Origin of the sequence: Streptomyces sp. NBC_00691 (assembly GCF_036226665.1) — a bacterium.
GTDB lineage: Bacteria > Actinomycetota > Actinomycetes > Streptomycetales > Streptomycetaceae > Streptomyces.
This window is the reverse complement of record NZ_CP109007.1, coordinates 809,108-827,582: the sequence shown is the minus strand read 5'-3', so window position 1 is coordinate 827,582 and position 18,475 is coordinate 809,108. Positions and strand designations below refer to the sequence as shown.

Genomic DNA, 18,475 nt, shown 5'->3' with positions numbered 1-18,475 from the left:
TCCAGAACGAACAGGCCGACCTCGGCCCGCACCAGCACCTCGGCCTCGCCGAGATCCAGGCACTCGCCGGCGTCGGCGAACTCTTCGACACCACCGTCCTCGTCGAGAACTACCCCGTGGACCCGGCCGCCGAGGGCACCCGGCTCGACTCCGGCCTACGCCTCGTCGGCGCCAAGGGCCGTGACGCCACCCACTACCCCCTCACCCTCGTCGTCTCCCGCACGGCCGCCGGCGTGCAGGTGCGCCTCGACTACCGCCCCGACCTCTTCGACCACGCGTCGGCCGAACGGATCCTGCGCCGCCTGGAGCGCGTCCTGCGTGCCGCGGTCATGGACACGCACCTGCCCGTCGGCGACGTCGACGTCCTCGATGTCGTGGAGCGTGAGCGGCTGGTGGGTGGTGTGAACGCGACGGGTTCGGTGGTGCCGGTGGGTGTGGTGCCGGTGTGGTTCGCGGAGTGTGCGGCGCGGGTGCCGGAGGCTCTGGCGGTGGTGTGTGGTGGGGTGCGTCTGTCGTATGGGGAGTTGTGGTCCCGTGCGGTGGGTGTGGCGAATGAGCTTGCGCGTGGTGGTGTGGGCCGTGGTGCGGTGGTGGCGTTGGCGGTGCCGCGTTCGGTGGATGCGGTGGTGGCGATGCTGGGTGTGGGTCTTGCGGGTGGGGCGTTCCTGCCGGTGGACCTGGACTTCCCGGCGGACCGCATCGCGTACGTTCTCTCCGACGCTCAGCCCGCGGTCATTCTGTCGACTCACGGGGCTGCCGGCCGGCTGCCGGAAGGGTCCGCCGTTCCCGTGCTGCTGCTGGACGACATCCAGCCTGCTGTCGAACTGGCGGGGGAGTGTGCGGTGTCGGCGGAGGACGCGGCGTACGTGCTGTACACGTCGGGTTCCACGGGCCGTCCGAAGGGTGTGGTGGTGCCGCACGGCGCGCTGCGGAACTTCCTGTGGTCGATGGGCTCGCAGGTGGGTCTGTCGGCGGGGGAGAAGTGGCTGGCGGTGACCACGTTCGGCTTCGACATCTCCCTCCTCGAGGTCTTCCTGCCCCTGGTCTCCGGCGCCGTCGTCGTCATCGCGGATCGCGAGGTGGTGCGTGATCCGCAGCGCCTGGGCGCTCTGGTGCGCTCCGAGGACATCGCGGTGATGCAGGCGACGCCCGGCCTCTGGCGCGCGCTGGCCGAGACGGACCCGGAGGCCGTGAAGGGGCTCAAGATCCTGGTCGGTGGTGAGGCCGTGGACGGGGCCCTTGCTGATGAACTGGCGCGGGCCGGTGTGTCGGTGTGGAACATGTACGGTCCGACGGAGACGACGATCTGGTCGACCAGTGCTCTGCTGACGGGTGATGGCCGGACGCCGATCGGTGCGCCGATCGCCAACACGCAGGTCTATGTTCTCGACGGACGGCTCCGTCTCGTTCCGCCGGGTGTCCCCGGTGAGTTGTATATCGCGGGTGAGGGTGTGGCCCGTGGTTATCTCGGTCGTCCGGGTCTGACCTCGGAGCGGTTCGTCACCGATCCGTTCGGTGAGCGGGGTGCCCGGATGTACCGGACTGGTGACCTGGTCCGTTGGACGGATGCGGGTGTTCTGGAGTTCGTCGGTCGTGTCGACGACCAGGTGAAGGTGCGCGGCTACCGTATCGAGCTGGGCGAGGTCGAGTCGGCGCTGTCGACGGTGGACGGTGTCGCCCGTGCTGTCGCGATGGTCCGTGAGGACACGCCGAACGACCGTCGTCTCGTCGGCTACGTGGTTCCCGCCGGGGGAACGGTCCTGGAGGCGGAATCGGTCCGTCGCGCGGTGGCCGGGCTGCTGCCGGAGTACATGGTCCCCTCAGCCGTGGTCGTGCTGGACGCCGTTCCGCTGACTCCGAACGGCAAGACCGACCGCAAGGCCCTCCCCGCTCCGTCCGCCTCGGGCGTCGTGCGTCGTGAGGCGCGTTCGGCCCAGGAGGACATCCTCTGTGGTCTGTTCGCGGAGATCCTGGGGGTGGCCCGGGTCGGCATCGACGACAGTTTCTTCGACCTCGGCGGCCACTCGCTGCTCGCGACCCGGCTGGTGTCCCGGATCCGCACGGTCCTCGGCGTCGAGCTGCCGGTCCGCGCGCTGTTCGAGACGCCCACCGTCGCCGCCCTCGCGCGTCACCTCGACGGCGGAGGCACGGCGGCCGCCCGCACCGCGCTCGCGCCCCAGCGGCGGCCGGCCGAGATCCCGCTGTCGTACGCGCAGCGCCGCCTGTGGTTCATCAACCAGCTCGACACCGACAGCCCGCTCTACAACATCTCCCTGGGCCTTCGCCTGCACGGCCCGCTGGACGCCGCCGCGCTGGAGACCGCGCTCGCCGACGTGGTGGCACGTCACGAGTCGCTCCGCACCCTCTTCCCCGCGCCCGAGGGCACGCCCACGCAGGTCGTGCTCGACGCCGGGACCGTCGCGGGCCGGATCCTGCAGACCGTCGACGTCACGGAGGACGAGGTGGCCGCCCGGGTCGCCGCGACCGTCCGGCACGGTTTCGACCTGGCCGAGCAGACCCCGCTGCGGGCCACCCTGCTCACCGTCGGCCCGGACGAGCACGTCCTCGTGCTGGTGCTGCACCACATCGCCGGCGACGCCTGGTCCATGCGACCGCTCGCCCGCGACCTGGGCGACGCCTACGCCGCCCGGTGCGAGGGCGCCGCGCCGCAGTGGGCGCCGCTCCCGGTCCAGTACGCGGACTACGCGCTGTGGCAGCGCGAGGTGCTCGGCGACGAGTCCGACCCCGACAGCGAGATCGCCCGTCAGCTGGCGCACTGGACGCAGACCCTCGCCGGCCTGCCCGACGAGCTGCCCCTGCCGACCGACCGCCCGCGCCCCGACGCCTCCTCGCACCGGGGCGAGCGGATCCGCTTCGAGCTGGACGCCGCGCTGCACCGGCAGCTCCTGAGCCTCGCGCGGGAGTCCGGCACCAGCCTGTTCATGGTCCTCCAGGCGGCCCTGGCGAGCCTGCTGAGCCGCCTCGGCGCGGGGACGGACATCCCGATCGGCACCCCGGTCGCGGGCCGCACCGACGACGCCGTGGAAGAGCTGGTCGGCTTCTTCATCAACGAGCTCGTGCTGCGCACGGACACCTCCGGGAACCCGTCCTTCCGCGACCTCCTGGCCCGGGTCCGGGAGACCGACCTGACCGCGTACGCCCACCAGGACGTGCCGTTCGAGCGACTCGTCGAGGCCCTGAACCCGCCCCGCTCCCTCGGCCGCCACCCCCTGTTCCAGATCGTCCTCGCCCTGCAGAACACCGCGCAGCCCACCCTGGAGCTGCCGGGTCTGAGCATCGGCGCCGAGCCGGGCAGCGGCGGCGTGGCCCGCTTCGACCTGTCCTTCGGCCTCAACGAGCGTCTCACCGCCGACGGCGCGCCCGCCGGCCTCGACGCCCTCGTCGAGTTCGCCACGGACCTGTTCGACCGGGCGACGGTCGAGGCGATGGCGGAGCGGTTCGTCACCGTCCTGAAGGCCGTGGTCGCGGACGCCGACCGCCGGATCGAGGATCTCGACCTCCTCGGTGCCGCCGAGCGCGAGCGCCTGCTCTACGGCTGGAACGACACCGCCCGCCCCCTGCCCGACCTGCTCGTGCCGCGGATGATCGAGGCCCAGGTCGCCCGTACCCCCGACGCGCCCGCCGTGACCAGCGGCGACGTGACGCTGACGTACGCGGAGCTCAACGCGCGGGCGAACCGCCTGGCGCATCTGCTCATCGGGCGGGGCGCGGGTCCGGAGTCGGTCGTGGCGATCGCGGTGCCGCGGTCTCCGGAGATGATCGTCGCGGTGCTCGCCGTGCTGAAGTCCGGCGCGGCCTACCTGCCCGTCGACACCGAGTACCCCGCCGACCGCATCGCCTACATGCTGGCCGACGCCGCACCCGCCCTGGTGGTCACTGCCCAGGACGTCGTGCCGCACCTGCCCAAGGGCGCCACACAGCCCCTCCTCGCCCTCGACGCCCCGGCGACCGTCGCCGACCTCGCCGGGCAGCGCGCGGACGACCCCGCCGACGCGGACCGCGCGGGCCCGCTGCTGGCCGACCATCCCGCGTACGTGATCTACACCTCCGGCTCCACCGGCACCCCGAAGGGCGTCGTCGTCCGCCACGCCGGCCTCGCCGACTACGTCGCGGGCGCCGGCGCCGACTACCGGGGCGTCGCCGGCACCGTGCCGCTGCACTCCTCGGTCTCCTTCGACACCACGGTGACCTCGCTGCACGTCCCGCTCACCGTCGGCGGCCGCATCCGGCTCACCGACTTCCTCGAAGGGGCCGTCGAGCAGGACTTCAGCCTGCTGAAGGTGACGCCCAGCCACCTCGGCATGCTCGCCGACTCCGTCGAAACGGCCCAGGCCGACGCCGAACTCCTCGTCGCCGGCGAGGCCCTCACCTCCTCCGCCGTCGCCCCCTGGCGCCGCAGGCACCCGGACGGCGCGGTCTTCAACGTCTACGGCCCCACCGAGACCACCGTCAGCGCCGTCCAGCACCGCGCCGCCCCCGGTGAGGAACTGCCCGACGGAGCCGTGCCCATCGGCCGTCCCCTGCGCAACACCCAGGCGTACGTCCTCGACCGGCGGCTCAACCCCGTCCCGGCCGGAGTCCCCGGTGAGCTGTACCTCGCCGGCGAGGGCGTGGCCCGCGGATATCTGAACCGCACCGCGCTCACCGCCCAGCGCTTCGTCGCCGACCCGTTCGGCCCGGCCGGCACGCGGATGTACCGCACCGGCGACGTGGTCCGCCACCGGCCCGACGGCAGCCTGGAGTTCGTCGGCCGCGCCGACGACCAGGTGAAGGTCCGCGGCCACCGCATCGAACTCGGCGAGGTCGAGGCCGCGCTCGCCACCGTCCCCGGTGTCGCCCGCGCCGTCGCCGCCGTCCGGGAGGACACCCCCGGCAACCGCCGCCTGGTCGGCTACCTCGTCCCCGTCGAGGGCGCCGCCCCGGACGGCGAGGCGGCCCGCCGCCACGTCGCCGCCGTCCTGCCCGAGTACATGGTCCCGTCGGCGGTCGTCACCCTCGACGCGGTGCCGCTCACCCCGAACGGCAAGACCGACCGCAGGGCCCTGCCCGCACCGCAGCAGACCGCGGTGGTACGCGGCAGGGAACCGCGCACTCCGCAGGAAGCGATCCTGTGCGGCCTGTTCGCCGAAGTCCTCGGCGTCGGCCGGATCGGCATCCACGACGGGTTCTTCGCGCTCGGCGGCCATTCCCTCCTCGCGACCCGGCTCCTCAGCCGCATCCGCTCGGTCCTGGGTGTGCAGCTCGGCATCCGGGCCCTCTTCGAGGCCCCGACCGTCGCCGGCCTCGCCGAGCGCCTCGACGGCGCCGGCACGGCCCGCCCGGCCCCCGCCCCGACCGAGCGGCCCGACGCCGTCCCGCTGTCGTTCGCCCAGCGCCGCCTGTGGTTCGTCAACCAGATGGACCCGGCGAGCCCGCTCTACAACATCCCGATGGTCCTGCGCCTGTCCGGCGATCTCGACCGCGCGGCCCTCGGCGCCGCGCTCGCCGACCTCGCACAGCGCCACGAGAGCCTGCGGACGGTCTTCCCGGCCACCGACGGCGAACCCCGTCAGGCCGTCCTCGACGCCGAGGCCCAGCCCGTCGGCCTCACCGTCCTGGACGGCTCGGACGACGGTTCCGCCGGACCCGCAGACGCACAGGCCCGCATCGCCGCACTGCTCCGCGACGGCTTCGACCTGACCAGCGAGGTCCCGCTGCGGGCCACGCTGCTCGCCACCGGTCCGGACGAGCACGTCCTCGTCCTCGTCCTGCACCACATCGCCGGCGACGCCTGGTCTCTCGCCCCCCTGGCCACGGACCTCTCCACGGCCTACCGGGCCCGCCTCCGCGGACAGGCCCCGCAGTGGACGCCGCTCCCCGTCCAGTACGCCGACTACACGCTGTGGCAGCGCGAGCAGCTCGGCGACGAGACCGACCCGGACAGCGAGATCGCCCGCCAGCTCGCCCACTGGACCGACGTGCTCGCCGGTCTGCCCGAGGAGCTCGCCCTGCCCACCGACCGGCCGAGGCCGCTGACCGGCGCCCAGCGGGGAGCGAAGCTGCGCTTCGCCTTCGACGCCCAGCTGCACCGCCGGCTCCTGGCCCTCGCCGGCTCGACGGGCACCAGCCTCTTCATGGTCCTCCAGGCCGGACTCGCGTCCGTCCTCAGCCGGCTCGGCGCGGGCGACGACATCCCGATCGGCGCCCCGATCGCCGGCCGCACCGACGACGCCCTCGACGACCTCGTGGGCTTCTTCCTGAACACCCTGGTCCTGCGCACCGACACCTCCGGTGCCCCGTCCTTCCGTGAGCTGCTCGCCCGCGTCCGGGACACCGACCTCGCCGCGTACGCCCACCAGGACCTGCCCTTCGAGCGCATCGTCGAGGCGCTCAACCCGCAGCGCTCGCTCACCCGTCACCCGCTCTTCCAGGTGACGCTCACCGTCCAGAACTCCCGCGACGCCGCCCTCGAACTGCCCGGCCTCACTGTGTCCGCCGAGGCCGGCACGTCCTCCTGGGCACGCTTCGACCTCTCCCTCGGCCTCGGCGAACGGCACACCGCGAACGGTGTCCCGAACGGCCTCGAAGGTGTCGCCGAATACTCCGCCGACCTCTTCGACCGCGCCACCGTCGAGACCGTCGTCGCCCGCCTGGAGCGCCTGCTCCGCGCCGCCGTCGCCCACCCCGACCGCTCCATCGGCGACATCGACGTCCTCGATGCCGTGGAGCGTGAGCGGCTGGTGGGTGGGGTGAACGCGACGGGTTCGGTGGTGCCGGTGGGTGTGGTGCCGGTGTGGTTCGCGGAGCGTGCGGCGCGGGTGCCGGAGGCTCTGGCGGTGGTGTGTGGTGGGGTGCGTCTGTCGTATGGGGAGTTGTGGTCCCGTGCGGTGGGTGTGGCGAATGAGCTTGCGCGTGGTGGTGTGGGCCGTGGTGCGGTGGTGGCGTTGGCGGTGCCGCGTTCGGTGGATGCGGTGGTGGCGATGCTGGGTGTGGGTCTTGCGGGCGGGGCGTTCCTGCCGTTGGACCTGGACTTCCCGGCCGACCGCATCGCGTACGTCCTCTCCGACGCCCAGCCCGCGGTCATTCTGTCGAACCACGAGGCTGCCGGCCGGCTGCCGGAAGGGTCCGCCGTTCCCGTACTGCTGCTGGACGACATCCAGCCCGCTGCCGAACTGGCGGGGGAGTGCGTGGTGTCGGCGGAGGACGCGGCGTACGTGCTGTACACGTCGGGTTCCACGGGCCGTCCGAAGGGTGTGGTGGTGCCGCACGGCGCGCTGCGGAACTTCCTGTGGTCGATGGGCTCGCAGGTGGGTCTGTCGGCGGGGGATAGGTGGCTGGCGGTGACGACGTTCGGCTTCGACATCTCCCTCCTCGAGGTCTTCCTGCCGCTGGTCTCCGGTGCCGTCGTCGTCATCGCGGATCGTGACGTCGTCCGCGACCCGGCGCAGTTGGGACAGCTGGTGCGTTCCGAGGACGTGTCGGTGATGCAGGCGACGCCGAGCTTGTGGCGTGCCCTGATGGAGACGGACCCGGTGGCCGCGCGGGATCTGAGGATTCTGGTCGGTGGTGAGGCCGTGGACGGGGCCCTTGCTGATGCACTGGCGCGGGCCGGTGTGTCGGTGTGGAACATGTACGGTCCGACGGAGACGACGATCTGGTCGACCAGTGCTCTGCTGACGGGTGATGGCCGGACGCCGATCGGTGCGCCGATCGCCAACACGCAGGTCTATGTTCTCGACGGACGGCTCCGTCTCGTTCCGCCGGGTGTCCCCGGTGAGTTGTATATCGCGGGTGAGGGTGTGGCCCGTGGTTATCTCGGTCGTCCGGGTCTGACCTCGGAGCGGTTCGTCACCGATCCGTTCGGTGAGCGGGGTGCCCGGATGTACCGGACTGGTGACCTGGTCCGTTGGACGGATGCGGGTGTTCTGGAGTTCGTCGGTCGTGTCGACGACCAGGTGAAGGTGCGCGGCTACCGTATCGAGCTGGGCGAGGTCGAGTCGGCGCTGTCGACGGTGGACGGTGTCGCCCGTGCTGTCGCGATGGTCCGTGAGGACACGCCGAACGACCGTCGTCTCGTCGGCTACGTGGTTCCCGCCGGGGGAACGGTCCTGGAGGCGGAGTCGGTCCGTCGCGCGCTGACGGCGCTGCTGCCGGAGTACATGGTTCCGTCGGCGGTCGTGGTCCTTGACGCGGTGCCGTTGACTCCGAACGGGAAGACGGACCGCAAGGCCCTGCCTGCTCCGAGCGCTTCAAGCGTCGTGCGTCGTGAGGCGCGTTCGGCCCAGGAGGACATCCTCTGTGGTCTGTTCGCGGAGATCCTGGGGGTGGCCCGGGTCGGTATCGACGACGGTTTCTTCGACCTCGGCGGTCACTCGCTGCTCGCGACCCGGCTGGTGTCCCGGATCCGCACGGTCCTCGGTGTCGAGCTGCCGGTCCGCGCGCTGTTCGAGACACCCACCGTCGCCGCCCTCGCTCCCTACCTGGAGCGGCGAGGCGAGACCAGGCCCGCCCTCGTCGCGCGGCAGCGGCCCGCCGAGGTCCCGCTGTCCTTCGCGCAGCGGCGCCTCTGGGCCCTGAGCGGGCTCGGTGCGACGGCCGGTACGTACAACATCCCGATGGTCACCCGGCTCCGCGGCCCGCTGGACGCCGTCGCGCTGGAGACCGCGCTCGCCGACGTGGTGACCCGCCACGAGTCGCTCCGCACGGTGTTCCCCGCGACGTCCGACGGCACGCCCACGCAGGTCGTGCTCGACCCGGCCGAGGCGCGCCCGTACCTGCACGTCGTCCGGGTCGCCGAGTCCGACGTCGAGGCGGCCGTGGCCGCGGCGCAGCGCACCGACTTCGCCCTCGACACCGATCTGCCGCTGCGCGCGCAGCTGTTGGAAGTAGGCGCGGACGACCACGTCCTCGTCCTGGTGCTGCACCACATCGCCGGCGACGCCTCCTCGATGCGGCCCCTGATCCGGGACCTGGCCACCGCGTACACCGCGCGTACCGACGGCGCCGCGCCGCAGTGGACGCCGCTCCCGGTCCAGTACGCGGACTACGCGCTGTGGCAGCGCGAGGTGCTCGGCGACGAGTCCGACCCCGACAGCGAGATCGCCCGCCACCTCGCCCACTGGACGCGGACCCTCGCCGGCCTGCCCGAGGTGCTGGCGCTGCCCACCGACCGGCCCCGCCCGGAGGAGGCGGGCCACGAGGGCGGACTCGTGCCGCTCACGCTCGACGGCGAGCTGCACGCCGGGCTGCTCGACCTCGCCCGCTCCAGCCGGACCACGGTCTTCATGGTCCTCCAGGCGGCGCTCGCGACCCTGCTGACCCGGCTCGGCGCGGGGGAGGACATCCCGCTGGGCACGCCGGTGGCCGGGCGCGGTGACGAGGCCCTCGACGACCTCGTCGGCTTCTTCGTCAACACGCTGGTGCTGCGCACGGACACGTCCGGCAACCCGTCCTTCCGCGACCTGCTGTCCCGGGTCCGGGAGACCGACCTCGCCGCCTACGGTCACCAGGACGTGCCGTTCGAGCGGGTCGTGGACGCGGTCGCGCCGCGCCGGTCGGCCGCGCACCACCCGCTGTTCCAGGTCATGCTCTCCCTGGACAACGTCTCGCGGGCCGACGTGAGCCTCGCCGGGCTGACCGTCGACGCCGTCGGCGAGCCGGCCGGCGACGGGGCCGGGCGGGCCAAGTTCGACCTGTCGGTGCGGCTCTCCGAGCAGCGCTCCGACGAGGACGGGCCGGCCGGCCTGCACGGCACCGTGGCCTACGCGGCGGACCTGTTCGACCGGGCGACGGTCGAGGCGATGGCGGAGCGGTTCGTCACCGTCCTGAAGGCCGTGGTCGCGGACGCCGACCGCCGGATCGAGGATCTCGACCTCCTCGGCGCCGCCGAGCGCGAGCTGCTGCTCCACGGCTGGAACGACACCGCCCGCCCGCTCCCGGACCTCCTGGTCCCCGAACTGATCGAGGCTCAGGTCGCCCGTACCCCCGACGCGCCCGCCCTGTCCGCGGGTGACGTGACCCTCACGTACGCGGAGCTCAACGCGCGGGCGAACCGCCTGGCGCATCTGCTCATCGGGCGGGGCGCGGGTCCGGAGTCGGTCGTGGCGATCGCGGTGCCGCGGTCCCCGGAGATGATCGTCGCGGTGCTCGCCGTGCTGAAGTCCGGCGCGGCCTACCTGCCCGTCGACACCGAGTACCCCGCCGACCGCATCGGGTACTTCTTCGAGGACGCCCGGCCGTGCCTGGTCGTGACCAGCACCGAGGCCGAGGAGCGGGTGCCGGCCGCGGCCGCCGCCGGCCGGATCGTCGTCGACGCGCCGGACACCGTGGCCGCGCTCGCCGCCCAGCAGGTGCGGAACCCGGTCGACGCCGACCGGACCGCCCCGCTGACGGCCCGCACGCCCGCCTACGTCATCTACACCTCCGGCTCCACCGGCCGCCCCAAGGGCGTCGTCGTCGAGCACGGCGGCATCCCCAACATCGTCCTGGCCCGCACGGGCCCGTACGCCATGGGCCCCGGCAGCAGGGCGCTGCAGTTCGCGTCGCTCAGCTTCGACGCCGCGATGTCGGAGATCTGCACCCCGCTCTCCGCCGGAGCGTGCCTGGTCCTCGGTCCGGCCGACATGCTGCTCCAGGTCGCCGAGCTGCCCGTGCTGCTGCGCGAGCAGCGCGTCACCCACGCGACGCTGCCGCCCGCGGTGCTCGCCCAGCTCACGCCCGCGAACCTGCGCACGGTCCGCACCCTCGTGACGGCCGGCGAGGCCGCCCCGGCCGGCCTGGTCGCCACGTGGGCCCCCGGACGCCGCATGTTCAACGCGTACGGTCCCACGGAGACCACGGTCTCCTGCACCATGGCCGGGCCGCTCGCGCCCGAGGCCGGTGTCCCGCCGATCGGCGGCCCGCTGCCCAACACCCGGGTGTACGTGCTCGACGACCGGCTGCGTCCGGTCCCGGTCGGCGTCCCCGGCGAGCTGTACGTCGCCGGGATCGGCGTGGCCCGGGGCTACCTGCGGCGCCCCGGGCTGAGCGCCGAGCGGTTCGTCGCTGACCCGTTCGGGACGGCGGGCAGCCGGATGTACCGCACCGGCGACGTCGTCAGCCGGATGCGCGACGGCCGGCTGCGGTTCGTCGGCCGGGCCGACGGCCAGGTGAAGCTGCGCGGCTTCCGCATCGAACTCGGCGAGGTGGAGGCCGCCCTGACGGGTGCGCCGGGTGTCGCGCGTGCCGTGGCGACCGTACGGGAGGACCGCCCGGGCGTCCGTCAGCTCGTCGGCTACCTCGTGCCGGACGCCGGGGCCGGACTCGACCTCGGAGCGGTACGGACCCACCTGCGGGCCACCCTGCCGGCGCACCTGCTGCCGTCCGTCCTCATGGAGATCGAGCGGATTCCGCTGACCGTCAACGGAAAGACCGACAAGGCGGCGCTGCCCGCCCCCGAGCAGCCCGGGACCGCCCCGGCCGCGCCGGCGGCGAACGGCTCTCCGGAGCCGTCCGCCGGCGACGACCCGCGGGCCCTGCTCCGCCGGATCGTCGGCGACGTCCTCGGCCTGGCCGACGTCGGCGCCGACGACAACTTCTTCGCCCTGGGCGGCGACAGCATCAACGCCATCCAGGTCGCCGGCCGCGCCCGCCAGGCCGGCCTCGTCCTCACCCCGCGGGACATCTTCCGGCACCAGACCGTCGCGGAGCTGGCAGCCGCGATCCGTCCCGCCGCCGCGGAAGCCGCGCCCGTCGCCGACGACGGCGTCGGCGCCGTCCCCGGCACCCCGGTCGTCCGCTGGCTCCACCAGCTCGGCGGCCCGTTCCAGGGCCTCAACCAGTCCGTGGTGCTCCGGGTTCCCGGCGGCCTCGGCCAGGACGAACTGACCCGGGCCGTCCAGGCCGTCGTCGACCACCACGACGTGCTGCGCGCCCGGCTCACCGGCGCCGCGCTCGGCCTCCCGTGGAACCTGGAGACCGCCCCGCGCGGCACCGTCGACGCCCGGACCTGTGTCACCCGCGTCGACGTCCGGGACGCGGCGGCCGACGCCGCCGACCTCGCCGCCGCGGTCTCCGCGCACGGCGAGGAGGCCCGGCGCCGGCTCGACCCGGAGAACGGCGTCCTGCTCCAGGTCGTCTGGTTCGACGCCGGCCCGGACGAGCAGGGCCTCCTCCTCGTCCTCCTCCACCACCTCGTCGTCGACGGCGTGTCCTGGCGGATCCTCCTGCCCGACCTCGCCGACGCCTGGCAGGCCGCCCGCTCGGGCCGCGACCCCCGGCCCGCGCCGGTCGGCACCACCTTCCGCCGCTGGGCGCAGGCCCTCGTCATGGAGGCGCAGAACCCGGCCCGCATCGCCGAACTCCCGCTCTGGCGGCAGCAGACACAGGGCGACGACCCGCTCCTCGGCGCCCGCCGCCTCGACCCCGCCGTCGACACCCGGGAGACCGCCGAGCACCTGACGGCAGCCCTGCCCGCGGACCTGACGACGGCGCTGCTCACCGACGTGCCCGCCCGGTTCCGCACCCAGATCAACGACGTGCTGCTCACCGGCCTGACCCTCGCCGTCGCCCGCTGGCGCCGCCGCTGGACCCAGGACGCGTCCCACGCGGTCCTCGTCGACATGGAGGGCCACGGCCGCGAGGAGCTCGACGAGACCCTCGACCTCTCCCGCACGGTCGGCTGGTTCACCAGCCGCTTCCCCGTGCGGCTCGACCCCGGCCCCGTCGACCTGGACGACGCGCTGGACGGCGGCGCGGCGACCGTCGCCGCCCTCGGACGGGTCAAGGAGCAACTGCGCGCCCTCCCCGACAACGGACTCGGCTACGGCCTGCTCCGCTACCTCAACGCGGACACCGCGCTCGCCCTGGCGGGCGCCGCCACCCCGCAGATCGGCTTCAACTACCTCGGCCGGGTCGGCAGCGGTGCCGACACCCTCGGCGAGGCGGGCCCCGCCGGCTGGTCCAGCGCGTCTGACCTGCGCATCCCGCTGCTCCCCGCCGACCCGGGCATGCCGTTCGGCCACGCGGTCGAGATCAACGCGGTCACCCGGGAGGGCGACGACGGGCCGCGGCTCCACGTCACGTACTCCTGGCCCGCCGGACTCTTCGACCGCGCCGAGATGGCGGAGCTCGGCGAGCTGTGGTTCACCGCCCTGCGCGCCCTCGCCGACCCCGGCCAGTCCGAGCGCGGCGACGCGTTCACCCCCGGCGACCTGCCCACGTCCGGGCTGACCCAGCCCGAGATCGACGGCTTCGCCGCCGCCCCCGGCGGTCTGGAGGACGCCTTCGCGCTCACCCCGCTCCAGGAGGGCCTGTTCTTCCACGCCCTTCAGGCGGACGACAGCGGCACCGACGTCTACACCGTCCAGCTCGTCCTCGACCTGGAAGGCCCGCTTGACCCGGCGGCCCTGCGCGCCGCCGGACAGGCCGTCCTCGACCGGCACCCCAACCTGCGGGCGGGCTTCCACCACCGCGCGGACGGCGCGGCCGTCCAGGTCGTGCCGCGCGCCGCGGTCCTGCCCTGGACCGAGACCGACCTCGGCGCGCTGCCCGACGACGCCGCGCAGAGCGAACTCGTCGCGCTCACCGAGGCCGCCCGTGCCCACCGGTTCGACCTGAGCCGACCGCCCCTGGTCCGCTTCCTGCTGATCCGCCTCGGCGACGAGCGCCACCGGCTGGTCATCACCAAGCACCACATCCTGCTCGACGGCTGGTCCATGCCGCTGTTCCTGCGCGAACTGGTCACCCTGTACGAGAACGGCGGCGACGCGGCCACCCTGCCCGCCCCCGCACCGTTCCGCGCGTACGTCGACTGGCTCGCCGCGCAGGACCGCACGGTCAGCGAGCGGGCCTGGCGCGACACCCTCGCCGGGGTCGAGGAGCCCACCCTGCTCGCCTCCGGCCGGGGACCGGCCGGGCCCGCGCTGCCCGAGCAGCTCGTGCACGACCTGTCGCCGGAGCTCACCGCCACCCTCCAGGGGCACGCGGCCCGGGCCGGCGTCACCATGAACACCGTGGTCCAGACGGCCTGGGCGCTCGTCCTCGGCCGTCACCTCGGCCGCGACGACGTCCTGTTCGGCACCACCGTCTCCGGCCGGCCGCCGGAGCTCCCCGGCGCCGAGAACATGATCGGCCTGTTCATCAACACCCTGCCGGTACGGGTCCGCTTCGACCGCTCCGAACGCTGGAGCGCCGCCCTGGCCCGCGTCCAGGACGAACAGACCGCCCTGCGCACCCACCAGTACCTCGGCCTCGCCGACGTGCACCGGATCGCGGGCTTCCGGCCGCTGTTCGACACCGCCCTCGTCTACGAGAACTACCCGCTGCCCGAGGACACCGAGCGCTCTCCGTCCCGGCTCCGCGCCACCGCGGTGCAGGGCCGCGACGCCGCGCACTACCCGCTGCTGCTCGTCGCGTCGCTGCGCTCGCAGGGCCTGCGGTTCCGTCTCGACCACCGGCCCGACGTGCTCGGGGAGGCGACCGCCCCCGCCCTGCTGGAGCGGCTGACCCGCGTCCTGGAGTCCGTGGCCGCCGATCCCGAGCAGCCGGTGGGACGCGTCTCGGGGCTCTCCCGGGAGGAGCGGCGCGCGCTCGCCGACGGCGGCACGCGGACCCCGCTCGCGGCCGGCGCCCACGGCGACCCCGGCGACACGATCCACGGCCGGGTCGCCGCCCTCGCCGCCCGCGCGCCGGACGCCACCGCGGTCTCCCAGGGGGACGAGCGGCTCACGTGGCGGGAGCTGGACGAGCGGGCCAACCGGCTGGCACGGCTGCTGCGCGAGCTGGGCACCGGCCCGGAGGACCGGGTCGGCATCCTGCTCGACCGGTCGCCGCTGCTGGTCGTCGCCTTCCTCGCCGTCCTCAAGGCAGGCGCGGTCTGCGTCCCGCTGGCGCCCGCCCACCCCGCGCAGCGGCAGCGGACCGTCCTGGAACGCGCCGGCGCGCGCCTGCTGCTGACCGACGCGGCCCGCGCCGCCGAACGGGCCGACGCGCCCGACGACGGGGTGACGGCCGTCGCCGTCGACACCGACCCGCGTCCGGCCCGCCAGGACCCCACGGACCCGGGCGTGACCGTCGAGCCGGAGCGGCTGGCGTACGTCATGTTCACCTCCGGCTCCACCGGCGTCCCCAAGGGCGTGGCGGTCACCCACCGCGACGTCGTCGAGCTCGCCGACGAGCCCTGCTGGGCCCCGGGTGCCCGGGAGCGGATGCTGTTCCACTCGTCGCACGCCTGGGACGCCGCCCTGCTGGAGCTGTGGGGGCCGCTGCTGAACCACGGCACGGTCGTCGTCGCCCCGCCCGGCGAGACCGACCTGAAGGAGCTGGCACGGCTCCTGGTCGACGAGCGCGTCACCGGACTCTGGCTGACGGCCGGCCTGTTCCGCTGGCTGGCCGAGGAGGAGCCGGACTGCTTCGCCGGCGTCCGCGAGGTGCGCACCGGCGGTGACGTCGTCCCCGCCGACGCCGTCCGCAAGGTCCTCGCCGCCTGCCCCGGCACCGTCGTCAGCAACGGCTACGGGCCCACCGAGACCACCGTGTTCGCCACCCACCACATCATGCGGGCGGGCGACCCGGTCCCGGACAACGTGCCGATCGGCGTCCCGCTGCACGGGATGTCCGCCTACGTGCTCTCCCCGGACCTGCAGCCGGTGCCCGCCGGGGCCGTCGGGGAGCTGTACCTCGCCGGCTCCGGGCTCGCCCGCGGCTACGAGAACGACCCTGCGCTCAGCGCCCGTTCCTTCGTCGCCGACCCGTTCGGGAGCCCGGGGACGAGGATGTACCGTTCCGGAGACCTGGCCCGCCGCCGCCCGGACGGCACCCTGGAGTTCGTCGGCCGGGCCGACGACCAGGTGAAGCTGCGCGGATTCCGGATCGAACTCAGCGAGGTCGACGGCGCCCTCGCGGCCCTGCCCGGCGTGGCCCACGCGGTCTCCCTGGTCCGTGAGGACCGGCCCGGCGACAAGCGTCTCGTCGCCTACGCCGTGCCCGCGCCCGACGGGCCCGCCCCGGACACCGCGGAGCTGCGCGCCCGGCTGGCCGAGACGCTGCCGGACTACCTCGTCCCGGCCCGGATCGTCCCGCTCGACGTCCTGCCGCTGACCGCGAACGGCAAGCTGGACAGGGCGGCGCTGCCCGCCCCCGCCGACGGCGCCGCGCGCACCGGCCGCGGCCCCCGCACCCCGCGCGAGGAGCTGCTGTGCGGCCTGTTCGCCGACGTCCTCGGCGTCGACGGGGCCGGCATCGACGACGACTTCTTCGCCCTGGGCGGCAACTCGCTGCTCGCGGCCGGACTCGTCAGCCGCGTCCGCGCCGTCCTCGGCGTCGAACTCGGCATCCAGGCCCTGTTCCTGGCCCCCACGGTCGCCGGACTCGCCGCCGCCCTCGACGACGAGGACCCGGCCGCCGCCGGAGCGCTCGACGTCCTGCTGCCGCTGCGCACCCGGGGCGACCTTGCGCCCGTCTTCTGCTTCCACGCCGCGGGCGGCCTGAGCTGGCGGTACGCGGCCCTGCTGCGGCACCTGCCGGCCGGCCACCCGGTATACGGCCTCCAGGCCCGCGCCTTCGCCGAGCCCGGCCACCGCCCGGCGAGCCTGGAGGAGGCCGCCGCCGACTACGTGGAGCAGATCCGCGCCGTCCGGCCGACCGGCCCCTACCACCTGGTGGGCTGGTCGCTCGGCGGCCTGGTCGCCCAGGCTGCGGCGGTCCTCCTGGAGGAGGCCGGCGAGGAGGTCGCGACCGTCGCGGTCCTGGACTCCTACCCGGCGCGGCCCGGCGACCCGGTGACCGTTCCCCCGGTGCCGCAGGTCCTCGGCGCCCTCCTGGACGCGGCGGGCGTCGGCCCGGACCGCGGCGACGAGGAGCTCACCCCCGAGGCGGGCGCCGCGCTCCTGCGGGCCCGCGGCGGACCGCTCGCGGCGCTGCTCGCCGACCGCGTCGGCGCCCTCGTCGACGCGTACCGCACCGGTGTCGAACTGCGGGCGGGCTTCGCCCCGCGCCGCTTCGGGGGCGACCTGCTCCTCTTCGTCGCGAACGGCGGTGCGGGCGGCCGGGGTTCCCGGCCCGACCCCGTGCCCCTCCCCGCGGCCGCCACCGCCGAGAAGGCCGACCGCTGGCGCCCGTACGTCGCCGGCGCCATCGCCGTCCACCCGGTCGACTGCCTTCACGAGGACATGCTGCGGCCCGAACCGCTGGCCGTCGTCGGCGGCGCGATCGCCGCCCATCTGAACAACCGCACCACACGGAAGGACATCTGATGACCCGGGAGTTGTACGCGCTGGGGGAGACTCCCCCCCTGGGCGAGGTGCCCCGCTTCATGCACGCCGGCGTGATCCGCCGCGAGCGGTACGGGCCACCCGAGCAGTCGATCCAGGTCGAGACGGTGGAGGTGCCCCCGGTCGGCCGCGGGCAGGTCCTCATCTGGGTGATGGCCGCCGGCATCAACTACAACGGCGTCTGGGCCGGACTCGGCACCCCCGCCGACGTCATCGCCGACCGCCAACGGGCCGGCGACCCGCTCGACTTCCACATCGCCGGATCCGAGGGAGCCGGCGTGGTCTGGGCCGTCGGCGACGGAGTGAAGCAGCTGAAGGTCGGTGACCACGTCATCGTCGGCGGCGTCGCCTGGGACGAGTCGGCCCCCGACATCCGCCTCGGCACCGACCCGACGGCCTCCCGCTCCCAGCGGGCCTGGGGCTACGAGTCGAACCACGGCTCCTTCGCCCAGTTCACCGTGGCCGACGAGTACCAGTGCCACAAGAAGCCCCCGCATCTCACCTGGGAGGAGGCCGGCTGCTTCCTCGGCGGCGGCTCCACCTCGTACCGCATGCTCATGGGCTGGCACCCGCACACGGTCCGGCCGGGCGACCCCGTCCTCGTCTGGGGCGGCGCCGGCGGCCTCGGCTCCATGGCGATACAGATCGTGAAATACTTCGGCGGAATTCCCGTCGCCGTGGTGTCGGACGAAGATAAATTCGACTACTGTAAGCGTCTGGGGGCGCACGGCGTCATCAATCGGAATGAATTCGACCACTGGGGTCGGCTGCCCGATTCGAGCGACACCGTCGCCTACCGGGAATGGCTCTCGGGGGTCCGTTCCTTCGGCCGCGCCTTCTGGGACGCGCTCGGCGAGCGCAGGGACCCCGCCATCGTCCTGGAGCATCCGGGCCGGGCCACCCTCCCCACCTCGGTCTACGTCTGCGACCGGGCCGGCATGGTCGTCACCTGCGCCGGCACCAGCGGCTACAACGGCGACATCGACCTGCGGTTCCTCTGGATGTTCCAGAAGCGGCTACAGGGCTCGCACGCCGCCAACGTACGCCAGACCGCGGCGATCATCGAGCTCGTCGCGGCCGGCCACATCGACCCTTGCCTCAGCCTCGCCCTGCCGTTCGACGAGATCGGCCGGGCGCACCAGATGGTCTACGAGAACAAGCAGCCGCCCGGCAACGTGGCGGTCCTCGTGAACGCGCCGGAACCCGGCCTAACGGATATGCGCTGA

Annotated in this window: 2 protein-coding genes (1 of these 2 only partly in view); both read left to right on the top strand. The window is 74.0% G+C overall.

The features are described 5' to 3' along the window. Positions 1-17,231 carry the 3' portion of a non-ribosomal peptide synthase/polyketide synthase gene (locus OG392_RS03720; RefSeq protein WP_329275499.1) on the top strand. Its footprint begins 967 nt before the window's first position, so the window shows 17,231 of its 18,198 coding nt (coding positions 968-18,198); its start codon lies off the left edge, out of view; the stop codon is at positions 17,229-17,231. Then, positions 17,231-18,475, top strand: a complete 1,245-nt coding sequence (ccrA, locus tag OG392_RS03715) for a crotonyl-CoA carboxylase/reductase (RefSeq protein ID WP_329275496.1) — start codon at positions 17,231-17,233, stop codon at positions 18,473-18,475. Before OG392_RS03720 ends, ccrA begins: the two co-directional genes overlap by 1 nt.

Excerpts from the sequence above, each read along its gene's own strand:
- ccrA (WP_329275496.1), top strand. The coding sequence starts at position 17,231 with ATGACCCGGGAGTTGTACGCGCTGGGGGAGACTCCCCCCCTGGGCGAG.